Raw genomic sequence first — 17,801 nt, 5'->3', positions numbered from 1 at the left:
CATGCAAATTACGACTCCTGATATTGGTGTAGATAAAGCTACAGTGGCTGAAATTTTGGTCAAAGTGGGTGATACGATTAGTGTCGATGACAGCATTGTTTTGTTGGAGTCTGACAAAGCATCTGTTGAAGTGCCAAGCACTTCAGCAGGTGTGGTGAAAAGTATTTTGGTGAGCCTTGGTGACGAAGTTGCTGAAGGTGCGGTTTTGGTAGAGCTTGAAGCGGAGGGGCAAACGTCATCTGAAGCACCTACAGCACAAGTTGAAGAATTGAAAGCACAAGCTCAAGCAGAACCTGTAGCCCAATCTCAAGTGGAAGCACCAAAAGCAGCAACGGCATCTGAAACTGTTGATGTTCAAGTACCAGACATTGGTGTTGAAAAAGCCACTGTGGGTGAGATCTTGGTTGCGGTTGGCGACGAAATTGATGCCGATCAAAGTATCATTGTTGTTGAGTCTGACAAAGCGACAGTCGAAGTTCCAAGTGCTGTTGCGGGTACAGTTGAATCGATTGAAATTTCAGTCGGTGATACAGTCAAAGAAGGTGTTGTGATTCTGAAAGTGAAAACAGCAGCTTCAGTATCAAACGTGGCGCAAGCTGCTGCAGAAACTACACCGATGACTGCTCTAGCTGCAGTGGCACCACCTGCAGAATCAACAAAAGTGACAGTTGCTTCAGCGCCAGCAGGTAAAGTTGAGATTGCTGTCCCTGACTTAGGTGTAGACAAAGCTGCTGTAGCTGAAATTTTAGTGGCTGTTGGTGATAAGGTTGAAAAAGACCAAAGCATCATTGTGGTTGAATCAGATAAAGCGACCGTTGAAGTACCAAGTACCACCACAGGTGTGATTACCGCAATTCATATTGAATTGGGTCAAAACGTGTCTGAAGGCGTGGCTTTAGTTACGATTGAGGCTGAAGGTCAAGTAGCCCCAGTTACAGAAGCCCCTGTAGCAGCACCAGTGAGTACAAAAGCGGAAGCACCAAAAGCAGTCCCTGCGCAAGCTGGTGCTCCTGTACAAACAGCTGCTCCTTCAGCAGATAAGCTGACCAAAGAGCAAAATGCAGCAAATGCTAAAGTATATGCTGGTCCTGCGGTACGTAAGTTGGCGCGTGAGCTTGGTGTTGTGTTGGCAGAAGTCAAAGCTTCTGGTCCACATGCACGCTTAATGAAAGAAGACATCTTTGCGTATGTGAAAACACGTTTAACTGCACCAGCACCTGTAACTGCTGCACCGACAGTTGCTGCACCAGCAGGATTGCCTAAATTACCAAGTTTTGATGCCTTTGGTGGTGTAGAAGAAAAAGCGTTAACACGTTTACAGCAAGTGTCTATTCCACAGTTGTCATTGAACAATTATATCCCGCAAGTGACCCAATTCGATGCGGCAGATATTACGGAGCTTGAAGCATGGCGTAATGAGCTTAAAGGCAACTTTAAGAAAGAAGGCATTAGCCTGACCATTATGGCATTCATCATCAAGGCTGTAGCGCATTTGCTAAAAGAAGAACGTGAGTTTGCAGGTCATTTGTCTGATGATGGCAAAACCGTATTACTGCGTAAAGAAATCCATATGGGTATTGCTGTTGCTACACCAGATGGTTTAACAGTGCCTGTGCTACGTAATCCAGATCAAAAATCAATTAAGCAAATCGCAGTTGAACTCGGTGAGTTGGGTCAAAAAGCGCGTGATAAGAAATTGCCACCGAAAGATCTGCAAGGTGCCAACTTCACGATTTCAAGCCTAGGCGCAATTGGTGGTACGGCATTCACTCCGCTTGTCAACTGGCCGCAAGTGGCAATCTTGGGTATTTCACCTGCAACGATGCAACCTGTGTGGAATGGACAAGGTTTTGATCCACGTTTAATGCTTCCATTGTCATTGTCTTATGACCATCGTGTCATTAATGGTGCTGATGCTGCTCGCTTTACCAATAAACTGACGAAGCTGCTTAAAGATATTCGTACATTGCTCATCTAAATATTTTTAACGTATTTTGTCTGCAGAATCAAAACCTCACTTCGGTGGGGTTTTTATTTGTAAAAACAAAAAGCCAGGATTATAATGGATAAACTTCATTGGGGAGTAGCCGCTGTTCTGCAATAGAACAGGTGATGGTCAACATATTTGCTCTAAAACGAGCATGGTCATCATAGCAAAGAACCAAATGAGCTCTATTTGAGCTTTCTTTTGTTGGCAAGACCTTTGATTTACCATTCTGCGGATTTTTGGCTAGCAGGGATGGTGGGTCATTGGTATTTGTTATGCTAGCCAGAGAAAGACATCATGTATGAATTCCTTCTGTCTACAGGTATCGTCGCACTAGCTGAAATGGGTGATAAAACCCAATTGTTAGCTTTACTTCTTGCTGCACGCTTTCGTAAACCCGTTCCAATCTTAATTGCTATTTTGTTAGCGACAATTGTCAATCATGGAGTTTCCGCTGCTCTAGGACAATGGGTTACAACAATTTTAAGTCCCGAGATCCTCATGTGGATTCTAGCAATAGGATTTATTGCTATGGCTGCTTGGATGCTGGTCCCTGATGAACTAGAGGATGAGTCAGCAAGTATTCAACAATGGCAAAAATTTGGCGTTTTTGGAGCGACATTTATTTTATTTTTCTTGGCTGAAATTGGCGACAAAACGCAGATTGCGACAGTGGCACTTGCTGCACGTTTTGACAGTATCTGGTGGGTGATGGCTGGAACGACATTAGGTATGATGATCGCTAATGCGCCGGCAGTATTTATTGGTGATAAATTGGCGAATCGATTACCTATTTCCTTGATTCACAAAATTGGCGCAATAATTTTCCTTGTCATTGGTGTGGGCACTTTAGTGCAACATTATTGTTTATAAATGGTTGTATACGCATAAAGATCTGAATCTTCAAAAGATTTAGTTTATTTATAAATAGTATTGAAATAATGCACCATGAAAGTGATTCATAATGGTGCATTTTTTTAATGGAAGTTATTGATTAGTAAATAAATATAATAAAAATAAATCTTGTTTTTGAAATTAAGTTTTTTTAGGATTTCGTCACTAAAAAATTATTTTTAAGAGATTTAAAAATGCTCTCTCAGATTTCTGCACAGGATGCGTGTTTAAGTTGTGGTGCTTGTTGTGCCTATTTCCGTGTTTCATTTTATGGTGCGGAAGCGATGAACATCCCTGCCGAGATGGTTGAGGATATTAACCCTGTATATGCTTGTATGGTGGGGACGAATCAAACTAACCCGCGATGCGTTGCTCTAGAAGGAGAAATAGGGAAGCAGGTCTCTTGCTCGATCTATACGGTTCGCAGTTCATCGTGTAGAGAGGTCCAAGCCGGAGATGCGCAATGTGCCAAAGCTCGACAAGCCCATCATCTGATCCCATTAATTGATATTGAAATTGTTCCATCGTCGAATGATGACGATTACGATCAGGTCAGTTAATTTGAATGATTTAAAATATGCTTCTGTTTTATATGCTCTTATTATGATTTTTTCGGATAGTAAATTGCATAAAAATAGGGGTGGTGGGTAAATTTCATAAAATTGTCGATAATAAGAAATGAAATTTACCTTAAAATTTGTATATAATGGCGCACGGAAATTACCAGTGAGACTGTTATGTTGACCATCGTTCAAGACGCGTTAACTTTTGATGATGTCCTATTACTCCCTGCCTACTCTACTGTTCTCCCAAAAGATGTCTCTCTAAAGACACGTTTAACTCGCGGCATTAATTTGAATATCCCTCTTGTGTCTGCAGCAATGGATACGGTGACTGAATCCCGTATGGCAATTGCAATGGCACAAAATGGCGGTATTGGTATCCTTCATAAAAATATGGATATTGCAGCGCAAGCTGCTGAAGTACGCCGTGTGAAAAAATTCGAAGCAGGCATGGTGAAAGATCCAATTACAGTAACCCCTGAAACGACTGTGCGTGAGTTAATCGCAATTACGCAAGCGAACAATATCAGCGGTGTGCCAGTGGTGAAAGATGGCAAAGTAGTTGGTATTGTGACAGGTCGTGATACACGCTTTGAAACTAATCTTGAACAGCCAGTAAGCAACATCATGACTGGTCAAGATCGTTTGGTCACCGTTCGCGAAGGTGAATCGAAAGAAAACATTCAGGCACTTCTCCAAAAAAATCGCATTGAGAAAGTGATTGTTGTTGGCGAAAACAACGAACTAAAAGGTTTAATCACTGTAACAGATTTTAATAAGGCTGAGCTTTATCCAAATAGCTGTAAAGATGACTTAGGTCGTTTACGTGTGGGTGCTGCAGTTGGTACAGGTGTAGAAACTCCAAGCCGTGTTGAAGCATTGGTTGATGCGGGTGTTGACGTGATTGTAGTCGATACTGCACATGGTCACTCTGCTGGTGTTATCGAGCGCGTACGTTGGGTTAAAGCCAACTACCCACAAGTTCAAGTCATTGGCGGTAACATTGCGACTGGCGATGCTGCATTGGCTTTACTTGATGCAGGCGCAGATGCTGTGAAAGTAGGTATCGGTCCTGGTTCAATCTGTACGACTCGTATTGTTGCAGGTATTGGTATGCCACAAATTTCGGCGATCGATTCTGTTGCTAACGCACTGAAAGATCAAATTCCATTGATCGCAGACGGTGGTATCCGCTTCTCAGGTGATATGGCAAAAGCGATCGGTGCAGGTGCAAGTACGATTATGGTGGGTTCTTTACTTGCTGGTACTGAAGAAGCACCAGGCGAAGTTGAATTCTTCCAAGGTCGTTATTACAAAGCTTACCGAGGAATGGGTTCATTGGGTGCAATGGCGGGTGCAACAGGTTCTGCGGATCGTTATTTCCAAGACTCTAAAGCAGGTGCTGAGAAGTTGGTTCCAGAAGGTATTGAAGGCCGCGTACCTTACAAAGGGCCAATGGGCAACATCGTGCATCAAATGATGGGTGGTTTACGTTCATCTATGGGTTATACAGGCTCTGCAGTGATTGAAGATCTTCGTCAAAATGCGAAATTCGTCAAAATCACGTCTGCGGGTATGTCTGAATCACACGTTCACGATGTGACCATTACTAAAGAAGCACCGAATTACCGTGTTGGTTAATTGCCTGTTATAAAACAATTTTTAAAAAAAACCGTCATGTAAATGACGGTTTTTTTATTTTGGTGTAAAGTGGTGTGCATTGAAAAAGGATGATGTTAATCACCCGCTAAGAAGTGAGAGAATGAATGAGTTATTTTGGTACTGATGGTATTCGTGGGAAATTCGGTGTATTTCCAATCACACCTGAGTTTGCACTCAAATTAGGGTTTGCTGCGGGTAAAGTACTTAAGCGTAGAACAAAAAGAAATAAACCGATTGTGGTGATGGGCAAAGATCCTCGTTTATCAGGTTATATTTTAGAAGCGGCTTTACAATCGGGTTTAAACGCAGCTGGTGTTTATGTGCATTTATTGGGGCCATTACCTACGCCGGCCATTGCTCATTTAACTCGTGCCTTGCATGCCAGTTTAGGGATTGTCATCTCAGCTTCACATAACCCTTATCATGATAATGGCATTAAGTTTTTTTCTTCAGAAGGAAAAAAATTACCAGACGAGTTTCAAGATGAGATTAATGCTGAACTCGAGAAAGATATTGTCATTGATGATATTGCGAGTCTAGGAAAAAGTGTGCGTGTTGATGATGCTCCAGGTCGTTATATTGAATTTTGTAAATCAACGTTCCCATACCATTACGATTTAAACAATTTAAAAATTGTCGTCGACTGTGCCAATGGAGCAGCATATAACGTGGGTCCTGCGGTATTCCGTGAGCTCGGTGCCAAAGTGATTGCGATTCATAATGAACCGAATGGTTTGAATATTAACCAAGGCTGTGGCTCAACTCATCCTGAGAGTTTGCAAGCTGCTGTAGTTGATCACCAAGCAGATTTGGGTATTGCATTTGATGGCGATGCAGATCGTGTCATTCTAGTGGATCAGAATGGAAAGCTGATTGATGGCGATCATATTCTATATATCTTGGCGACACAAAGTGCCAATAAACCAGCCGGTATTGTCGGTACGCTCATGAGCAATATGGCACTTGAATTAGCACTTGAAAAAGCAGAAGTTCCACTGCTACGTGCCAAAGTTGGTGACCGTTATGTATTGCAAGGTTTAGAGGAAAACGGTTGGGTTATTGGTGGTGAACCTTCAGGTCACATTTTAACTCTAGACAAGAGCACCACAGGTGATGCGATTATTGCAGCCCTACAAGTCTTAACTGTCATGGTTGAACAGAAGAAAGCATTGCATGAGTTGGTTGCTGACTTTAAATTACTGCCAAACGTGCTTGTAAATGTCCGTTTAGATGCAATGTTTGATCCATACTCAGTACCTGCATTGGCTGCAGAATTTGCCAAAGCCGAAGCGCAACTTAAAGGTCGTGGTCGATTACTGATTCGTAAGTCAGGGACTGAACCTGTAATTCGTGTGATGGTTGAAGGTGATAATCTTCAAGAAGTGACTGCACTGGCACATGCTTTGGCAGATGCTGTACGTGCTAATGCAGCAGCTTAATCGGGGATTGACTCATGAGTGATTTGATTAAAGATCTCAGTGAACTGCGCCTAAATTATCAAAAAGGCGAATTACATGAGGATCAAGTGAATGCTGATCCACATGAACAGTTTCTATTGTGGTTTAACCATGCGTTAGAAGCTCAGCTTCACGAACCGTATGCCATGTCATTGGCTACGGCAAATGCTGAGGGTCGACCGCACGTACGTACCGTATTACTTCGAGGTGCGGATGAAAATGGTTATGCGTTCTATACCAATTATGACAGCCAAAAAGGACTCGACTTAGTAGCCAATCCTTATGCGCAAATTCTGTTTTATTGGGCAGAACAAGAACGCCAAATTCGCATTTCAGGTCGAGTGGTAAAAATTTCGGAACAAGAATCCGCTGATTATTACCATAAGCGTCCGCGTGATAGTCAAATTGCAGCGCATATTAGTACCCCACAAAGTGGTGTGATTGCGAGCCGTGACGAGCTACAGCAACGCTTTAATGATTTGCATGAGCGTGTGGCAGATCAACAAACTTTAGATAAGCCTGACTTCTGGGGTGGTTACCGTATAGAGCCAGATTATTATGAGTTCTGGCAAGGTCGCCCAAACCGTTTGCACGACCGTTTGTGTTATGAAAAAATCGACGGTGCGTGGAAATTACAACGATTGATGCCATAAATGCCAAAATTTGAAATCAAGCAACGTCCATTTTTAACACGCCCTGAAAATTTTCAGGGCGTGCCTTCATTTATTGCCGAAATTTTGGCACGTCGAGGCGTTGAATCTGAACAAGAACTAGAACTGAAATTAAAATACTTATTAGCGCCAACTATGAAGGGGTTAGATGCTGCAATTCAGTTGATCGACCAAGCCATTGATCAACACAAAAAAATTGTGATTGTCGGTGACTATGATGCTGACGGTGCGACCAGTACAGCACTGATGATGCTTGCACTACGTGACATGGGGGCAGATGTTGATTATTTAGTCCCTGATCGCTTTAAGTATGGCTATGGTTTGACACCTGCTATTGCAGATCTTGCGTTTGCCAACTTTACGCCTGATTTGTTGATTACGGTCGACAATGGCATTTCAAGTCATGATGGAGTTAAGCAAGCTCAAGATCATGGGATGCAAGTAATTATTACCGATCACCATCTCACAACCAAGCCAACGCCTATGGCTGAGGCAGTGGTGAATCCGAATCAACTCGGTTGTGAGTTTCCAAGTAAAGCTTTGGCAGGAGTAGGAGTTGCCTTTTATGTGTTGGCGAACCTATCCAGTCATCGTAAAAAAATGGGCAAGTCTTTTGCACAAATGACTAACTATTTGGATTTGGTTGCGCTTGGGACCTATGCCGATGTTGCCAGTTTGGACTATAACAACCGAATCTTAATCGACAGTGGTCTAAAGCGGATTCAACAAGGATTATGTCGCCCTGGAATTTCAGCCTTATTAGATATTGCCAAACGTGATCCTGCAGGACTGAAAGCGCAAGACTTAGGTTTTGTGATTGGACCGCGAATTAATGCGGCAGGGCGTATGGAAACCATGGACATTGGCATCGAATGTCTCTTAGCATCCGACTTGGCTACAGCATATCCTTTAGCGGAACAGCTGAATCAACTCAATGTGGAACGTCGTCAGGTAGAAGGTAAGATTAAACAAGAAGCATTGACTGCATTAGATCAAATTCAGCTAGATAAGGATGCAATACCTGCAGCGTTAATTATGTTTGAGCCACATTGGCATCAAGGCGTGATTGGAATTGTGGCAGGACGCTTAAAAGAGCAGTTCCATCGTCCGAGTATCGTTTTTGCCCGTGATGAAGATAGCATTCATATCAAAGGTTCAGCGCGTTCAATTGAGGGAATTCATATTCGGGATGCGATTGAGCGTGTGGCTGAGCAATATCCACATATTGTCAGTCACTTTGGTGGGCATGCTGCAGCTGCAGGTCTAACCATTAAAAAAGAACATTTTGCTGAGTTTAAGCAGGTATTTGAGCAGTTGATTGCCAGTCAAGATGAAAGTCTGTTTACTGCAACCTTATGGACGGATGGGGAGTTGCCAGCTTCAGCTTTCCAAATTGAAACGGTGGACGTATTACAAAATTTAAGTCCTTGGGGGCAAAAGTTTCCTGCGCCTGTATTCGAGGGAGTATTTAAAATTTTGGATTATCGCTGGCTGAAGGATGTGCACTTGAAACTGCGTGTAGCTTTAGAAAATGGTCAAGTGGTAGAGGCAATCGCCTTTAACGCAGCAGATAAATATCAGTTTGATCCGATGCTTAATGAAATTCGCTTGGTCTATGAGCTGGATAAAAATACCTTTAATGGTAATACCAGTTTGCAAATGCGCATTGTACATATGCATCAATAAAAAAACCGCTCATCAGAGCGGTTTTTAGCACTCAAAGATCAGAAGCGGTATGCACCACGTATAGCAAAGGTATTACCGTCATCTGCAAAACCAATTCGACCTTCGACACTTACTTGCTGATTGAAGAATTTTTTAGCATTTACACCAAATTCATCAAAAGATCCGCCGTTGAAATCTTGATTGAAATAGTCGACACCCACGCTGAGTGTTTTATCAATGTAATAATCGCCTCTTAAAGAGAACTCGTCTAAATCACCAAATGCAGCACCAGCCTCTAAATTCACATCATTTGTGCCAATTTGAGTGACATATTTTGCTCGAATAGTAGGGTCAATGCCATCATCATAATCATGATCCCAACCACGTAAACCAGCTGCGACCAATAAAGATGGTGCTAAGAAATAACCAGCTTCAACTTTATAGAAAGTTATATCAAAGTCGGGAGTATTCGGAGCTTTTTCAGTTTCCTGAGAAATATTGGCATTTAGATAGAAATCAGTGTTTGGAACAAAATATTCAACTCCAACACCATAATTCCAATATTCGTTTACATCAAAGTCGTCATAAGACACTTGTGCATTCACGTTGCTTGAACGATTTAAAAATGCAGCTTCGTTTAATGGAGAGTTCTTGATTTGAACAGGATTAAAATAATATGTGCCATCAAGCGCAAAACCTGCAGAATTGCTACCATTATCAGGATCGATCAATTTGGCTGTAGCCCCAACTTCAGCTTGATACGCATGTGCAGTTCCTAAGCTTGCAATAAGTGCAGTCGCAAGTGTAATTTTTTTAAACATATATTGACTCTCTTTGTTATAGAAATATGACTGTTTTGTGACAGCTGGTTTCTATTGTAAGAACAAAAGGGGATGAGTCAATGCACAAAAAATGACATTGCATCGGGTTTTTGCACAAAAAAAAGCCCATCATTAAGATGGGCTTTTAAGAAACATTAAATCTTAATCAAGATATTAGAAGCGATATTTAGCAGCTAAACCGAATTTGTTGTAATCATTATTCGCAAGTTCACCAAAACCTACACGACCTTCTAAGCTGACTTGAGGTGTGAAGAATTTACGTGCGCTTACACCAAACTCGTTTGTATCTGCAGGACCAGTATCTTTACTATAGTAATCTACACCAACACTTAAAGTTTTATCGATAAAGTAATCAGCAGCTAGATTATATTCATCAAGGTCACCAAATGCAGCGCCAGCTTCTAAGTTGATATCTTTACCGTTAGACAATGTAGTTACATATTTAGCACGTAATGTTGGGTCAACACCATCATCATAGTCGTTATCGTAACCCTTAAGACCTGCTGCAATTAATAAGCCAGGTGCAGGTAAATAACCTACTTCAGCACCATAAACTGTCTCATCAAAATCAGGTCCAATATCAAATTTACGATCATCACGACCAACATTACCGCTTACATAAAAATCAGAATTAGGTACGAAGTATTCAACACCTACGCCGTATTGATGTCTTTCATCATCACCAACTTCGCTGTATTGGTATTTCGCATTTACATTACTTGCACGATCAAGGAATGCAGCTTCAGCTAGTGGAGCATTGCGTGTTTGAACTGGTTGGAAATAATAAGTACCATCAACACCAAATGAACCACTTGTACTACCATTATCAGGATCGATAAGACCTGCAGAAGCACCTACTTCAGCTTGATATGCATTTGCAGTTCCAGTTACAGCTAAAGCAGAAAGAAGTGCAGACGCGATTGCTAATTTTTTCATGGATACTTCCCCTCAATAGAGTTAGTTGTTAATACATTTTTTGTTACAAGTTCAGTGTAGGGGAAAATAATGAAGGATCAATCAAGCAAAAGTAACAGTAATGTATCTTGTGTAATTTTTATGTAAAAATAAAAATTTAAGCTATTGATTTTAAAAAATAAAAAAACATGTTAATTCATGTGAAAGATAAGGTGTTTTAGTCATTTTATGTTGCTTTTGAATATAAATTGTATGCAATTTGAACGAAAGTAGCAGTTTTGGCACTGCTACTTCCCCATGTTGAATGGAATTAGAATCGATATGTTCCGTTTATATTAAACTTATCTTCATCATCACTGAATCTTAAAATACTCCCAAGAGAGAGATTATTATTGATAAAGTATTTGCCACGTAATTGGTATTCGTCTTTATGAATTTTACTAGTGCTATTCGTATCTCGTGTATAAGCACTACCTAGGCTTAAGCGTTGAGTTAAATAATAATCCCCACCAAATGTAATCGAATCAATATCATGTCCAAAACTACCATCCAATTCTAAATTGAGATATTGACCATTTTGGCCTAATGGGGTGACATATTTGGCTTTTAAAGCAAAAGCATTTTCATCAAAGCCTTCACCTTTATAAGCATTAATACCTACTGCTATCAGTAAATTTTGAATAGGAGTATAACCAACGAGAGCTCTATAGGTGGTTATATCGAAACGCTGCTTAGCATGAGATGAACCGTTTAGTGAGCTTGAGCGTGACTCCACTTTATAATGTTGACGACCGACCTCACCTGTGAAGTACAGTTGATCAATATAATATTCTCCCCCTATTGAATAGCCGTGCAGCTCTTGTTTGCTTTGTGCAACTGTTTCATTTATATACACTTTATCGTCTTTAATATGCTGAAAACTATATTTCGCTGAAACGCGATTATGGTGGCCAAGAAATGCAGCCTCATTAAGTGGTTTATTTTCAGTATCAACTGCTTTGAAGTAATAAGTACCTTCTGTTTCAAATACACCGTGATAATCAACCTTGAGACTATCATGGTCAAAATAGGTATATCCAGCATCAATTTGAGCTTGGTAGGCCATAGCTGAAGTTGTCAAAGGGAGGATGGCCAAAGCCAAATAGGTTTTGTTCATTTTCATAAGTCTCTGCTTATTGTTGTAAAAATAAAGTAAGTATTTTTTAATAATTAAATGTATTGTTAATAATAACTAAACAATGGTCAAGAGAATATTGAATAAAAAAGCAAACTCTCAAGTTTTACTTGGCTGTGTTAAAATATTGCCAATTTTGATATAGACATATTTAGGATCTACACCGTGGAAATTAATCCTTATCTTCTCCAGCTGAAAGACTTGAACGAACGTGGTCAAACACTACGGGGGTATCTTTGACTACGATCTAAAGAAAGAGCGTTTAGAGGAGGTTCTCCGCGAACTTGAAGATCCAGCAATTTGGAATGATCAAAATCGTGCTCAAGCGATGGCAAAAGAAAAAGGTGAACTCGAAAACGTTTTAAATGTTTTAGATGGTTTAGCAACACAACTTGATGATGCACAAGCGATGCTTGATCTTGCTGTAGAAGCGGATGAAGAAGAAATGCTTGCAGATGTTCAAGCAGAACTTGATTCAGCTGAGGCTGAACTGGCTAAACTTGAATTCAGACGTATGTTTAGTAATCCAATGGATCCAAATCCTTGCTATGTCGAAATCCAAGCGGGGTCAGGTGGTACTGAAGCTCAAGATTGGGCATCTATGCTATTACGTATGTACTTACGTTGGATTGAGCGTCATGGCTTTAAAGCTGAGTTAATGGAAGAATCTGACGGTGATGTGGCTGGGATTAAATCGGCAACTATTCGTGTAGAAGGCGAATATGCTTATGGTTGGTTACGTACTGAATCAGGTGTACATCGCTTAGTTCGTAAATCACCTTTTGACTCAGGCAACCGTCGTCACACTTCATTCTCAGCGGTTTTTGTGTCTCCAGAAATTGATGACAACATTGAAATTGAGATCAATCCAGCAGATGTTCGAACGGATACATACCGCGCTTCAGGTGCAGGTGGTCAGCACATTAACAAAACAGATTCTGCCGTGCGTTTAACCCATGCACCTACTGGAATTGTGGTGGCTTGTCAGAACCAGCGTTCACAACATGCTAACCGTGATCATGCTTGGAAACAGCTTCGTGCTAAATTGTACGAATTGGAAATGAATAAGCGTAATGAAGCAGCTCAAGCACTAGAAGATTCTAAATCGGATATTGGGTGGGGGAGCCAAATTCGATCTTATGTGTTGGATGATTCACGTATTAAGGACTTACGTACTGGCGTTGAAAATTCAAATACGGGTGCCGTGTTAGATGGTGATCTTGATAAATTTATTGAAGCTAGTTTGAAACAAGGGCTTTAATATTTTTTTAAAAAAAGGCAGGGCAAAAGCCCTGCCTTTTTCGTTCTAGCACGAAGCTTGCTAGATTAAATCAGTTCAATGTTAGAATCAGAATTATTCGGCACAGTCATTCATAAACTCGATTTGTTAAATATCGTAATAATTCGATATTAATATCTATAAAAATCGATATAATGAGTTCAGCACAGTGCAGATCATTAACTTGAGTGAAATGAGATGGATACTGAAGCAATTTTTAAAGCCTTATCGAACCCGATACGCCGCCAAATTTTACAATGTTTAAAAGATCCAGAGCGCTTTATTCCACAAGATGAGTGCGTGCAAGATTTTAGTCGTGGCGTATGTGCAGGACAGATTGAAAAAATTGCAGATGTATCTCAGTCAACCATGTCTAATCATTTATCTGTTTTACAGCAAGCAGGTTTGGTTCATGTTACTAAGCATGGTCAATGGTCTTATTTTTCTCGTAATGAAGCACTGATAAAAAGTTTTGCAGAACACCTTCAACAATCACTCTAACGATAATGAGTGAAGAGGATAGATGAATGACTGATTTTAGTAGCCCAGTAGTCTTTGGTGAATTAAAGCTCAAAAATCGCGTGGTTATGGCACCTTTAACACGTAGTCGTGCGACAGATGATCGCGTACCAACAGAAATGATGGCTGAGTATTATGCGCAACGTGCAAGTAGTGGATTAATTATCTCAGAAGCGACCGTAATTTCTGAGGAAGCGAATGGCTATTTAAATACGCCAGGATTATTCACTGATGCTCAAGTAGAAGGGTGGAAGAAAGTAACCCAAGCTGTTCATGATAAAGATGGCTTAATTGTCGCTCAGCTTTGGCATGTTGGACGTGTGTCACATCCAGATTTACTGAAGGGTGATATACCCGTTTCGGCGAGTGCTGTTCAACAAGCCGGACATGTCAGTTTGTTGCGTCCGAAACGTCCTTATGTCTTGCCACGTCCATTAGAAATTTCTGAAATTCACGCGATTACAGCGCAATATAAAGAAGCAGCAATTCGTGCTAAAGAGGCAGGATTTGATGGTGTGGAATTGCATGCGGCGAATGGTTATTTAATTGATCAATTCTTGCAATCGAAAACCAATCAGCGTGAAGATGAATATGGTGGCTCGGTTGAAAATCGTGCGCGTTTCTTGTTAGAAGTCGTGGATGAGCTAATTGAAGTTTGGGGTGCTGGTCGAGTAGGTGTACATTTAGCTCCTCGTGGTGATGAACACGATATGGGTGATGATGATCCACGTGAAACTTTCGGTTATGTGTTAGAACAACTCGGCCAAAGACACATTGCATTTTTCTTTACACGTGAATATTTGGCAGAAGACAGTATTAGTCAAGAATTAAAAGCGCGTGGACAAGGTATTCCTTTTATTGCCAATATGCGTTTAAGTCGAGAGGATGCTTTACAACTTCTCACTTCAGGTCAAGCTGATGCAGTGTCTTTTGGTAAAGATTATATCGCCAATCCTGATTTATATGAGCGTTTGGTACACAATGCTCCTTTGAATGTATTAAAGTTAGAAAATATGATCGGGACGAATGTGGCTGAAGGCTATATCGATTATCCTTTTTTACAAGGAAATTGAAATTTAAGATAAGTATTTGAACCGAAAAAATTCGCAGGGTATGATCTCAACTTCGTGGTCATGCCCTATTTTTTAAGAAAGCTCGAGGTCTTACGTTTTGACAACTCCATTTTGGTATAACGCAGCATTGGCTTTACTAAAGCCAATTTATAAATGGCGTATAAAAAAGCGAGCAGACAATATTGAGCAATTTCATCAAGAGTGCTTAGAGCGCTTCGGTCCGTTTCAATCTCCAAAAAATCTTAATGCGATATGGTTTCATGTGGTTTCAGTTGGAGAAACCAATGCTGCACAACCTCTGATAGAACATTATTTAAAGCTTGGGTATGCTGTGTTGGTTACGAATACCACCAAAACAGGTCAGGCACGAGCTAAATCCTTATTTGCAAAAGCACCATATGTAGATCTTTTTCAAGCAGTATATTTACCTGCAGATCAAAAAAAATTAGTCAGTGCTTTTTTTAAAAAATATCAACCTAAAATGTTGGTTTTGGTTGAAACGGAACTATGGCCCAATTTAATTGATCAGGCGAAAATTAATAAAATACCCACTTTTTTGGTGAACGCACGTTTATCTGAAAAGTCAGCGAAAGGATACGCCAAAGTACCAAGTATTACTCAGCCTATGCTCAGCGGTCTGACTCAACTTTTGGCTCAAGATGAAGCTTCACTGAATCGATTTAGGGCTTTAGGTGCTGCTACAGCGCATAGTCAAACAGTGGGCAGTATTAAGTTTGATATTCATGCGCCCGAAGAAATGTTATTGAAAGCGCAACAAATTCATCAAGATTGGGATTTGCAAGCACGCCAAATTATTACGATTGCAAGCACACATCATCCTGAAGAGAAAAATCTGTTATCCAAGTTTAAAGACTACTTAAATGATCATCCTGCCGTCTTGCTGATTATTGTACCCCGTCATCCAGAACGTTTTGATGAAGTTGCACAAGCCATTCAAAGTCATGAGTTAAAAATGCATCGACGTAGTTTAGGTGAAATCATTGAGGCTGATACACAAGTTTATCTTGCTGATAGTATGGGTGAAATGTGGATTTGGTATGCATTGAGCCAAGCAAGTTTTGTGGGTGGATCATTAAATGAACCTGGCGGTGGGCATAATATCTTAGAGCCAATATCACTCAATGTCCCGACTGTGATTGGACCGAACTACTTTAACTTTCAAACCATTGTCGATGAATTTGTGGAAGAAAAAGGGATTCTAATCGGTCAAACTACGGAAGAGTTGGTGAATCATCTTATTCAGTGCTTATCTCAGGATGAAACGATTTTAGCAGTACAAAATCAGGCTCAAAAGATCATGCAACGGAATACAGGGTCATTGCAAAAACATATTCATGTCCTGAATCAATACCTTTAGTTTTTAAGTATATGAATATTGTATTGCTTGATCCTGCATCAGCACAGGATGACCTCTGGACGATTCAATCTGCACGCCAAATTGAGCATCTGAAGCATCAACTTGATATTAAAATTGGAGCTACTTTAAAGGTTGGTATTAGAGGTGCTGGTCGATATACAGCTGAGGTCATAGAAATTTCTGAAAGGAAAATCTTAATTCAGCCACTTTATGAAGAGCCTGTACCGAAGAAATTACCTGTAACGTTAATCGTTGCTATGCCTAGACCGAAAGTATTGAGACGATTGATTCAAGATGCTGTAACTTTAGGCGTAGAAAAAATCATTTTGCTGCACAGCTATCGGGTCGATAAAAGCTATTGGCAAACACCATTTTTACAGCAAATTGATCACTATGTTCAACTGGGCTTAGAACAAGCGGGTGATACATTTCCACCTGAAATCGAAATATATAAACGCTTTAAACCTTTTGTGGAAGATGTTCTTCCTCAAATGATTTCCGTTGAACGACCAGCTTATGTAGCACATCCTTATGCAACCCACAGTATGCCTCATGCGATTGAGCACCCATGTACGATATTGATTGGGCCTGAAGGTGGTTATATTCCTTATGAGATTGATTTACTCATAAAAAACGGCTGCCAAGCTGTCAGCTTAGGCAACCGAATTATCCGTACTGAAACAGTGATTCCTTATGTGTTAGGTTGTCTGTTTAGCACGTGGTGACTCATCTTCTTGTGAAGAATCTCCGCGATAGACTTTAACCTCTTGAACTGGATATGGAATCGAAATTTCATGTTCAGCAAAAGCTTGAATCACTTTTTCTTGAACTAAACTAATAGATGTAGATGTCGCAGTTTCACCCGTATTCACCCACCAACGTACAGTGAGGTTGATTGAGAAATCAGCTAAGGCAGAGACATTCACGCTAAATGCAGGTTGACTGAGGATTTGTTGATCCCGGTCTAAAATACTCAAAATAATATCTTTCGCTTTTTGAACATCATCTTCGTAACCAATACCGACCACGAATTCACAACGACGACGTGGATATGCCGTATTAACAGTAACTGCATTGGTATAAACCGTTGCGTTGGGAATGACGATACGGCGACCATCAGGTGAACGTAAGTAGGTTGCACGAATTTGAATATCTTCAACGGTCCCCTCTAAACCATTCACAATGATATCGTCGCCAATTTTGAAGGGTTCACCGAGTAGAATTAAGATACCAGAGAGCAGGTTTTGAAAAATATCTTTAAATGCAAAACCAATTGCGACAGATCCGATCCCCAGTGCACTCATCAGCTGTCCAGGTGTAAACCCTGGAATTGCAATAACCATCGCAATTAAGAAGCCAAAGAAAATAATAAAAGAGCTACCGACGCGGTTGAGGACGAGCACTAAATTTTGTTTGGTATATGAACGCTCTGAAAGTGCTTTTCTGACAAATAATTTGAACAGCTTAGACAACAACCAAAATAAGGTAAATACAATCAAAGCAATACAGATATAAGGGATTCGTTCCCAAAAGCCATCCATGATTTTATCAATGGTGGTATATGCATCATTGTATTTCGCAGTATGTGCAATGACGGTTTGAGCCGTTTTCTCACTTGCATCTTGTAGAAGTTGAGTCGTACCTTGAGCCACCTGACTCAAAGAATTTTGTTGTTCAGCCACGAGTGTTCCAAATGTATTGAATGTTTACATTTTGCCTGAA

16 protein-coding genes and 1 riboswitch are annotated in these 17,801 nt (G+C 40.5%); of the genes, 12 read left to right on the top strand and 4 right to left on the bottom strand.

The annotated features are described in order from the left end of the window. Position 1 precedes the first annotated feature (1 nt). The 7 genes from AC1M9N_RS04465 to recJ all read left to right on the top strand — a co-directional run bounded on the left by AC1M9N_RS04465 (position 2) and on the right by recJ (position 8,920). Positions 2-1,978, top strand: coding sequence for a 2-oxo acid dehydrogenase subunit E2 (locus tag AC1M9N_RS04465; protein ID WP_481954328.1), 1,977 nt, complete (start codon positions 2-4; stop codon positions 1,976-1,978). An 88-nt stretch (positions 1,979-2,066) separates the two neighbouring features. Next, a riboswitch (yybP-ykoY riboswitch) is annotated at positions 2,067-2,209 on the top strand. Positions 2,210-2,284: 75 nt separating this feature from the next. Continuing rightward, positions 2,285-2,860 (top strand): TMEM165/GDT1 family protein, encoded by a 576-nt coding sequence (locus AC1M9N_RS04460; RefSeq protein ID WP_481595743.1) that lies wholly within the window; start codon positions 2,285-2,287, stop codon positions 2,858-2,860. Between the two features lie 215 nt (positions 2,861-3,075). Next, positions 3,076-3,441 carry a YkgJ family cysteine cluster protein gene (locus AC1M9N_RS04455; protein ID WP_481954327.1) on the top strand — a complete coding sequence of 122 codons (366 nt, stop codon included), beginning with the start codon at positions 3,076-3,078 and terminating at the stop codon, positions 3,439-3,441. A 177-nt stretch (positions 3,442-3,618) separates the two neighbouring features. Then, positions 3,619-5,085 carry an IMP dehydrogenase gene (gene guaB / locus AC1M9N_RS04450; protein ID WP_035265814.1) on the top strand — a complete coding sequence of 489 codons (1,467 nt, stop codon included), beginning with the start codon at positions 3,619-3,621 and terminating at the stop codon, positions 5,083-5,085. 125 nt (positions 5,086-5,210) lie between these two features. After that, a complete protein-coding gene (gene glmM, locus AC1M9N_RS04445; RefSeq protein WP_481586871.1) occupies positions 5,211-6,545 on the top strand; it encodes a phosphoglucosamine mutase in 1,335 nt (444 codons plus the stop codon). 14 nt (positions 6,546-6,559) lie between these two features. Further along, positions 6,560-7,216: a pyridoxamine 5'-phosphate oxidase gene (gene pdxH, locus AC1M9N_RS04440; protein WP_481614034.1), complete on the top strand. Its 657-nt coding sequence runs from the start codon at positions 6,560-6,562 to the stop codon at positions 7,214-7,216. Continuing rightward, the gene (gene recJ / locus AC1M9N_RS04435; RefSeq protein WP_481954326.1) at positions 7,217-8,920 is read left to right on the top strand and encodes a single-stranded-DNA-specific exonuclease RecJ; all 1,704 of its coding nucleotides are present in this window, start codon (positions 7,217-7,219) and stop codon (positions 8,918-8,920) included. It abuts the gene before it with no gap. A 38-nt stretch (positions 8,921-8,958) separates the two neighbouring features. On the opposite strand, the gene AC1M9N_RS04430 is transcribed toward recJ, so the two are convergent. The 3 genes from AC1M9N_RS04430 to AC1M9N_RS04420 form a co-directional block, all read right to left on the bottom strand. Next, positions 8,959-9,720: a putative porin gene (locus tag AC1M9N_RS04430; protein WP_481954325.1), complete on the bottom strand. Its 762-nt coding sequence runs from the start codon at positions 9,718-9,720 to the stop codon at positions 8,959-8,961. Positions 9,721-9,894: 174 nt separating this feature from the next. Next, positions 9,895-10,677, bottom strand: coding sequence for a putative porin (locus tag AC1M9N_RS04425; RefSeq protein ID WP_035265806.1), 783 nt, complete (start codon positions 10,675-10,677; stop codon positions 9,895-9,897). A 289-nt stretch (positions 10,678-10,966) separates the two neighbouring features. Then, positions 10,967-11,818 (bottom strand): putative porin, encoded by an 852-nt coding sequence (locus AC1M9N_RS04420; RefSeq protein ID WP_481954324.1) that lies wholly within the window; start codon positions 11,816-11,818, stop codon positions 10,967-10,969. Positions 11,819-11,995: 177 nt separating this feature from the next. Here AC1M9N_RS04420 and prfB point away from each other — a divergent pair. The 5 genes from prfB (at position 11,996) to AC1M9N_RS04395 (ending at position 16,804) form a co-directional block, all read left to right on the top strand. Beyond that, positions 11,996-13,091, top strand: a protein-coding gene (gene prfB, locus AC1M9N_RS04415; protein WP_481591851.1) for a peptide chain release factor 2 whose coding sequence is annotated in 2 segments (ribosomal slippage) — positions 11,996-12,067 and positions 12,069-13,091 — 1,095 coding nt in all. Because the reading frame shifts where the segments join, the coding sequence is not laid out codon by codon here. Between the two features lie 216 nt (positions 13,092-13,307). Beyond that, a complete protein-coding gene (locus AC1M9N_RS04410) occupies positions 13,308-13,610 on the top strand; it encodes an ArsR/SmtB family transcription factor (protein ID WP_035265803.1) in 303 nt (100 codons plus the stop codon). A 26-nt stretch (positions 13,611-13,636) separates the two neighbouring features. Then, entirely contained in the window at positions 13,637-14,701 is a 1,065-nt protein-coding gene (locus AC1M9N_RS04405; protein ID WP_481954323.1) for an alkene reductase, read from the top strand. 97 nt (positions 14,702-14,798) lie between these two features. After that, positions 14,799-16,079, top strand: coding sequence for a 3-deoxy-D-manno-octulosonic acid transferase (locus tag AC1M9N_RS04400; protein WP_481954322.1), 1,281 nt, complete (start codon positions 14,799-14,801; stop codon positions 16,077-16,079). 11 nt (positions 16,080-16,090) lie between these two features. Continuing rightward, complete coding sequence (locus AC1M9N_RS04395; protein WP_481954321.1) at positions 16,091-16,804, top strand: 16S rRNA (uracil(1498)-N(3))-methyltransferase; 714 nt, start codon at positions 16,091-16,093, stop codon at positions 16,802-16,804. Here the strand turns inward: AC1M9N_RS04395 and AC1M9N_RS04390 are convergent. Continuing rightward, positions 16,778-17,761, bottom strand: coding sequence for a mechanosensitive ion channel family protein (locus AC1M9N_RS04390; protein WP_481586863.1), 984 nt, complete (start codon positions 17,759-17,761; stop codon positions 16,778-16,780). The two genes, AC1M9N_RS04395 and AC1M9N_RS04390, sit on opposite strands and share 27 nt — an antisense overlap. Between the last annotated feature and the right edge of the window lie 40 nt (positions 17,762-17,801).

Source organism: Acinetobacter sp. ANC_7655, from assembly GCF_056784015.1.
The sequence above is the reverse complement of the archived record's forward strand: the minus strand, read 5'-3'. Positions and strand labels throughout refer to the sequence as shown.

What these genes read in the sequence shown, in the direction of transcription:
- pdxH (WP_481614034.1), top strand. Translation starts at nt 6,560, where the DNA reads ATGAGTGATTTGATTAAAGATCTCAGTGAACTGCGCCTAAATTATCAA.
- AC1M9N_RS04410 (WP_035265803.1), top strand. Translation starts at nt 13,308, where the DNA reads ATGGATACTGAAGCAATTTTTAAAGCCTTATCGAACCCGATACGCCGC.
- AC1M9N_RS04425 (WP_035265806.1), bottom strand. Translation starts at nt 10,677, where the DNA reads ATGAAAAAATTAGCAATCGCGTCTGCACTTCTTTCTGCTTTAGCTGTA.
- AC1M9N_RS04460 (WP_481595743.1), top strand. Translation starts at nt 2,285, where the DNA reads ATGTATGAATTCCTTCTGTCTACAGGTATCGTCGCACTAGCTGAAATG.
- recJ (WP_481954326.1), top strand. Translation starts at nt 7,217, where the DNA reads ATGCCAAAATTTGAAATCAAGCAACGTCCATTTTTAACACGCCCTGAA.
- guaB (WP_035265814.1), top strand. Translation starts at nt 3,619, where the DNA reads ATGTTGACCATCGTTCAAGACGCGTTAACTTTTGATGATGTCCTATTA.
- AC1M9N_RS04405 (WP_481954323.1), top strand. Translation starts at nt 13,637, where the DNA reads ATGACTGATTTTAGTAGCCCAGTAGTCTTTGGTGAATTAAAGCTCAAA.
- glmM (WP_481586871.1), top strand. Translation starts at nt 5,211, where the DNA reads ATGAGTTATTTTGGTACTGATGGTATTCGTGGGAAATTCGGTGTATTT.
- AC1M9N_RS04420 (WP_481954324.1), bottom strand. Translation starts at nt 11,818, where the DNA reads ATGAAAATGAACAAAACCTATTTGGCTTTGGCCATCCTCCCTTTGACA.
- AC1M9N_RS04395 (WP_481954321.1), top strand. Translation starts at nt 16,091, where the DNA reads ATGAATATTGTATTGCTTGATCCTGCATCAGCACAGGATGACCTCTGG.
- AC1M9N_RS04430 (WP_481954325.1), bottom strand. Translation starts at nt 9,720, where the DNA reads ATGTTTAAAAAAATTACACTTGCGACTGCACTTATTGCAAGCTTAGGA.
- AC1M9N_RS04455 (WP_481954327.1), top strand. Translation starts at nt 3,076, where the DNA reads ATGCTCTCTCAGATTTCTGCACAGGATGCGTGTTTAAGTTGTGGTGCT.
- AC1M9N_RS04465 (WP_481954328.1), top strand. Translation starts at nt 2, where the DNA reads ATGCAAATTACGACTCCTGATATTGGTGTAGATAAAGCTACAGTGGCT.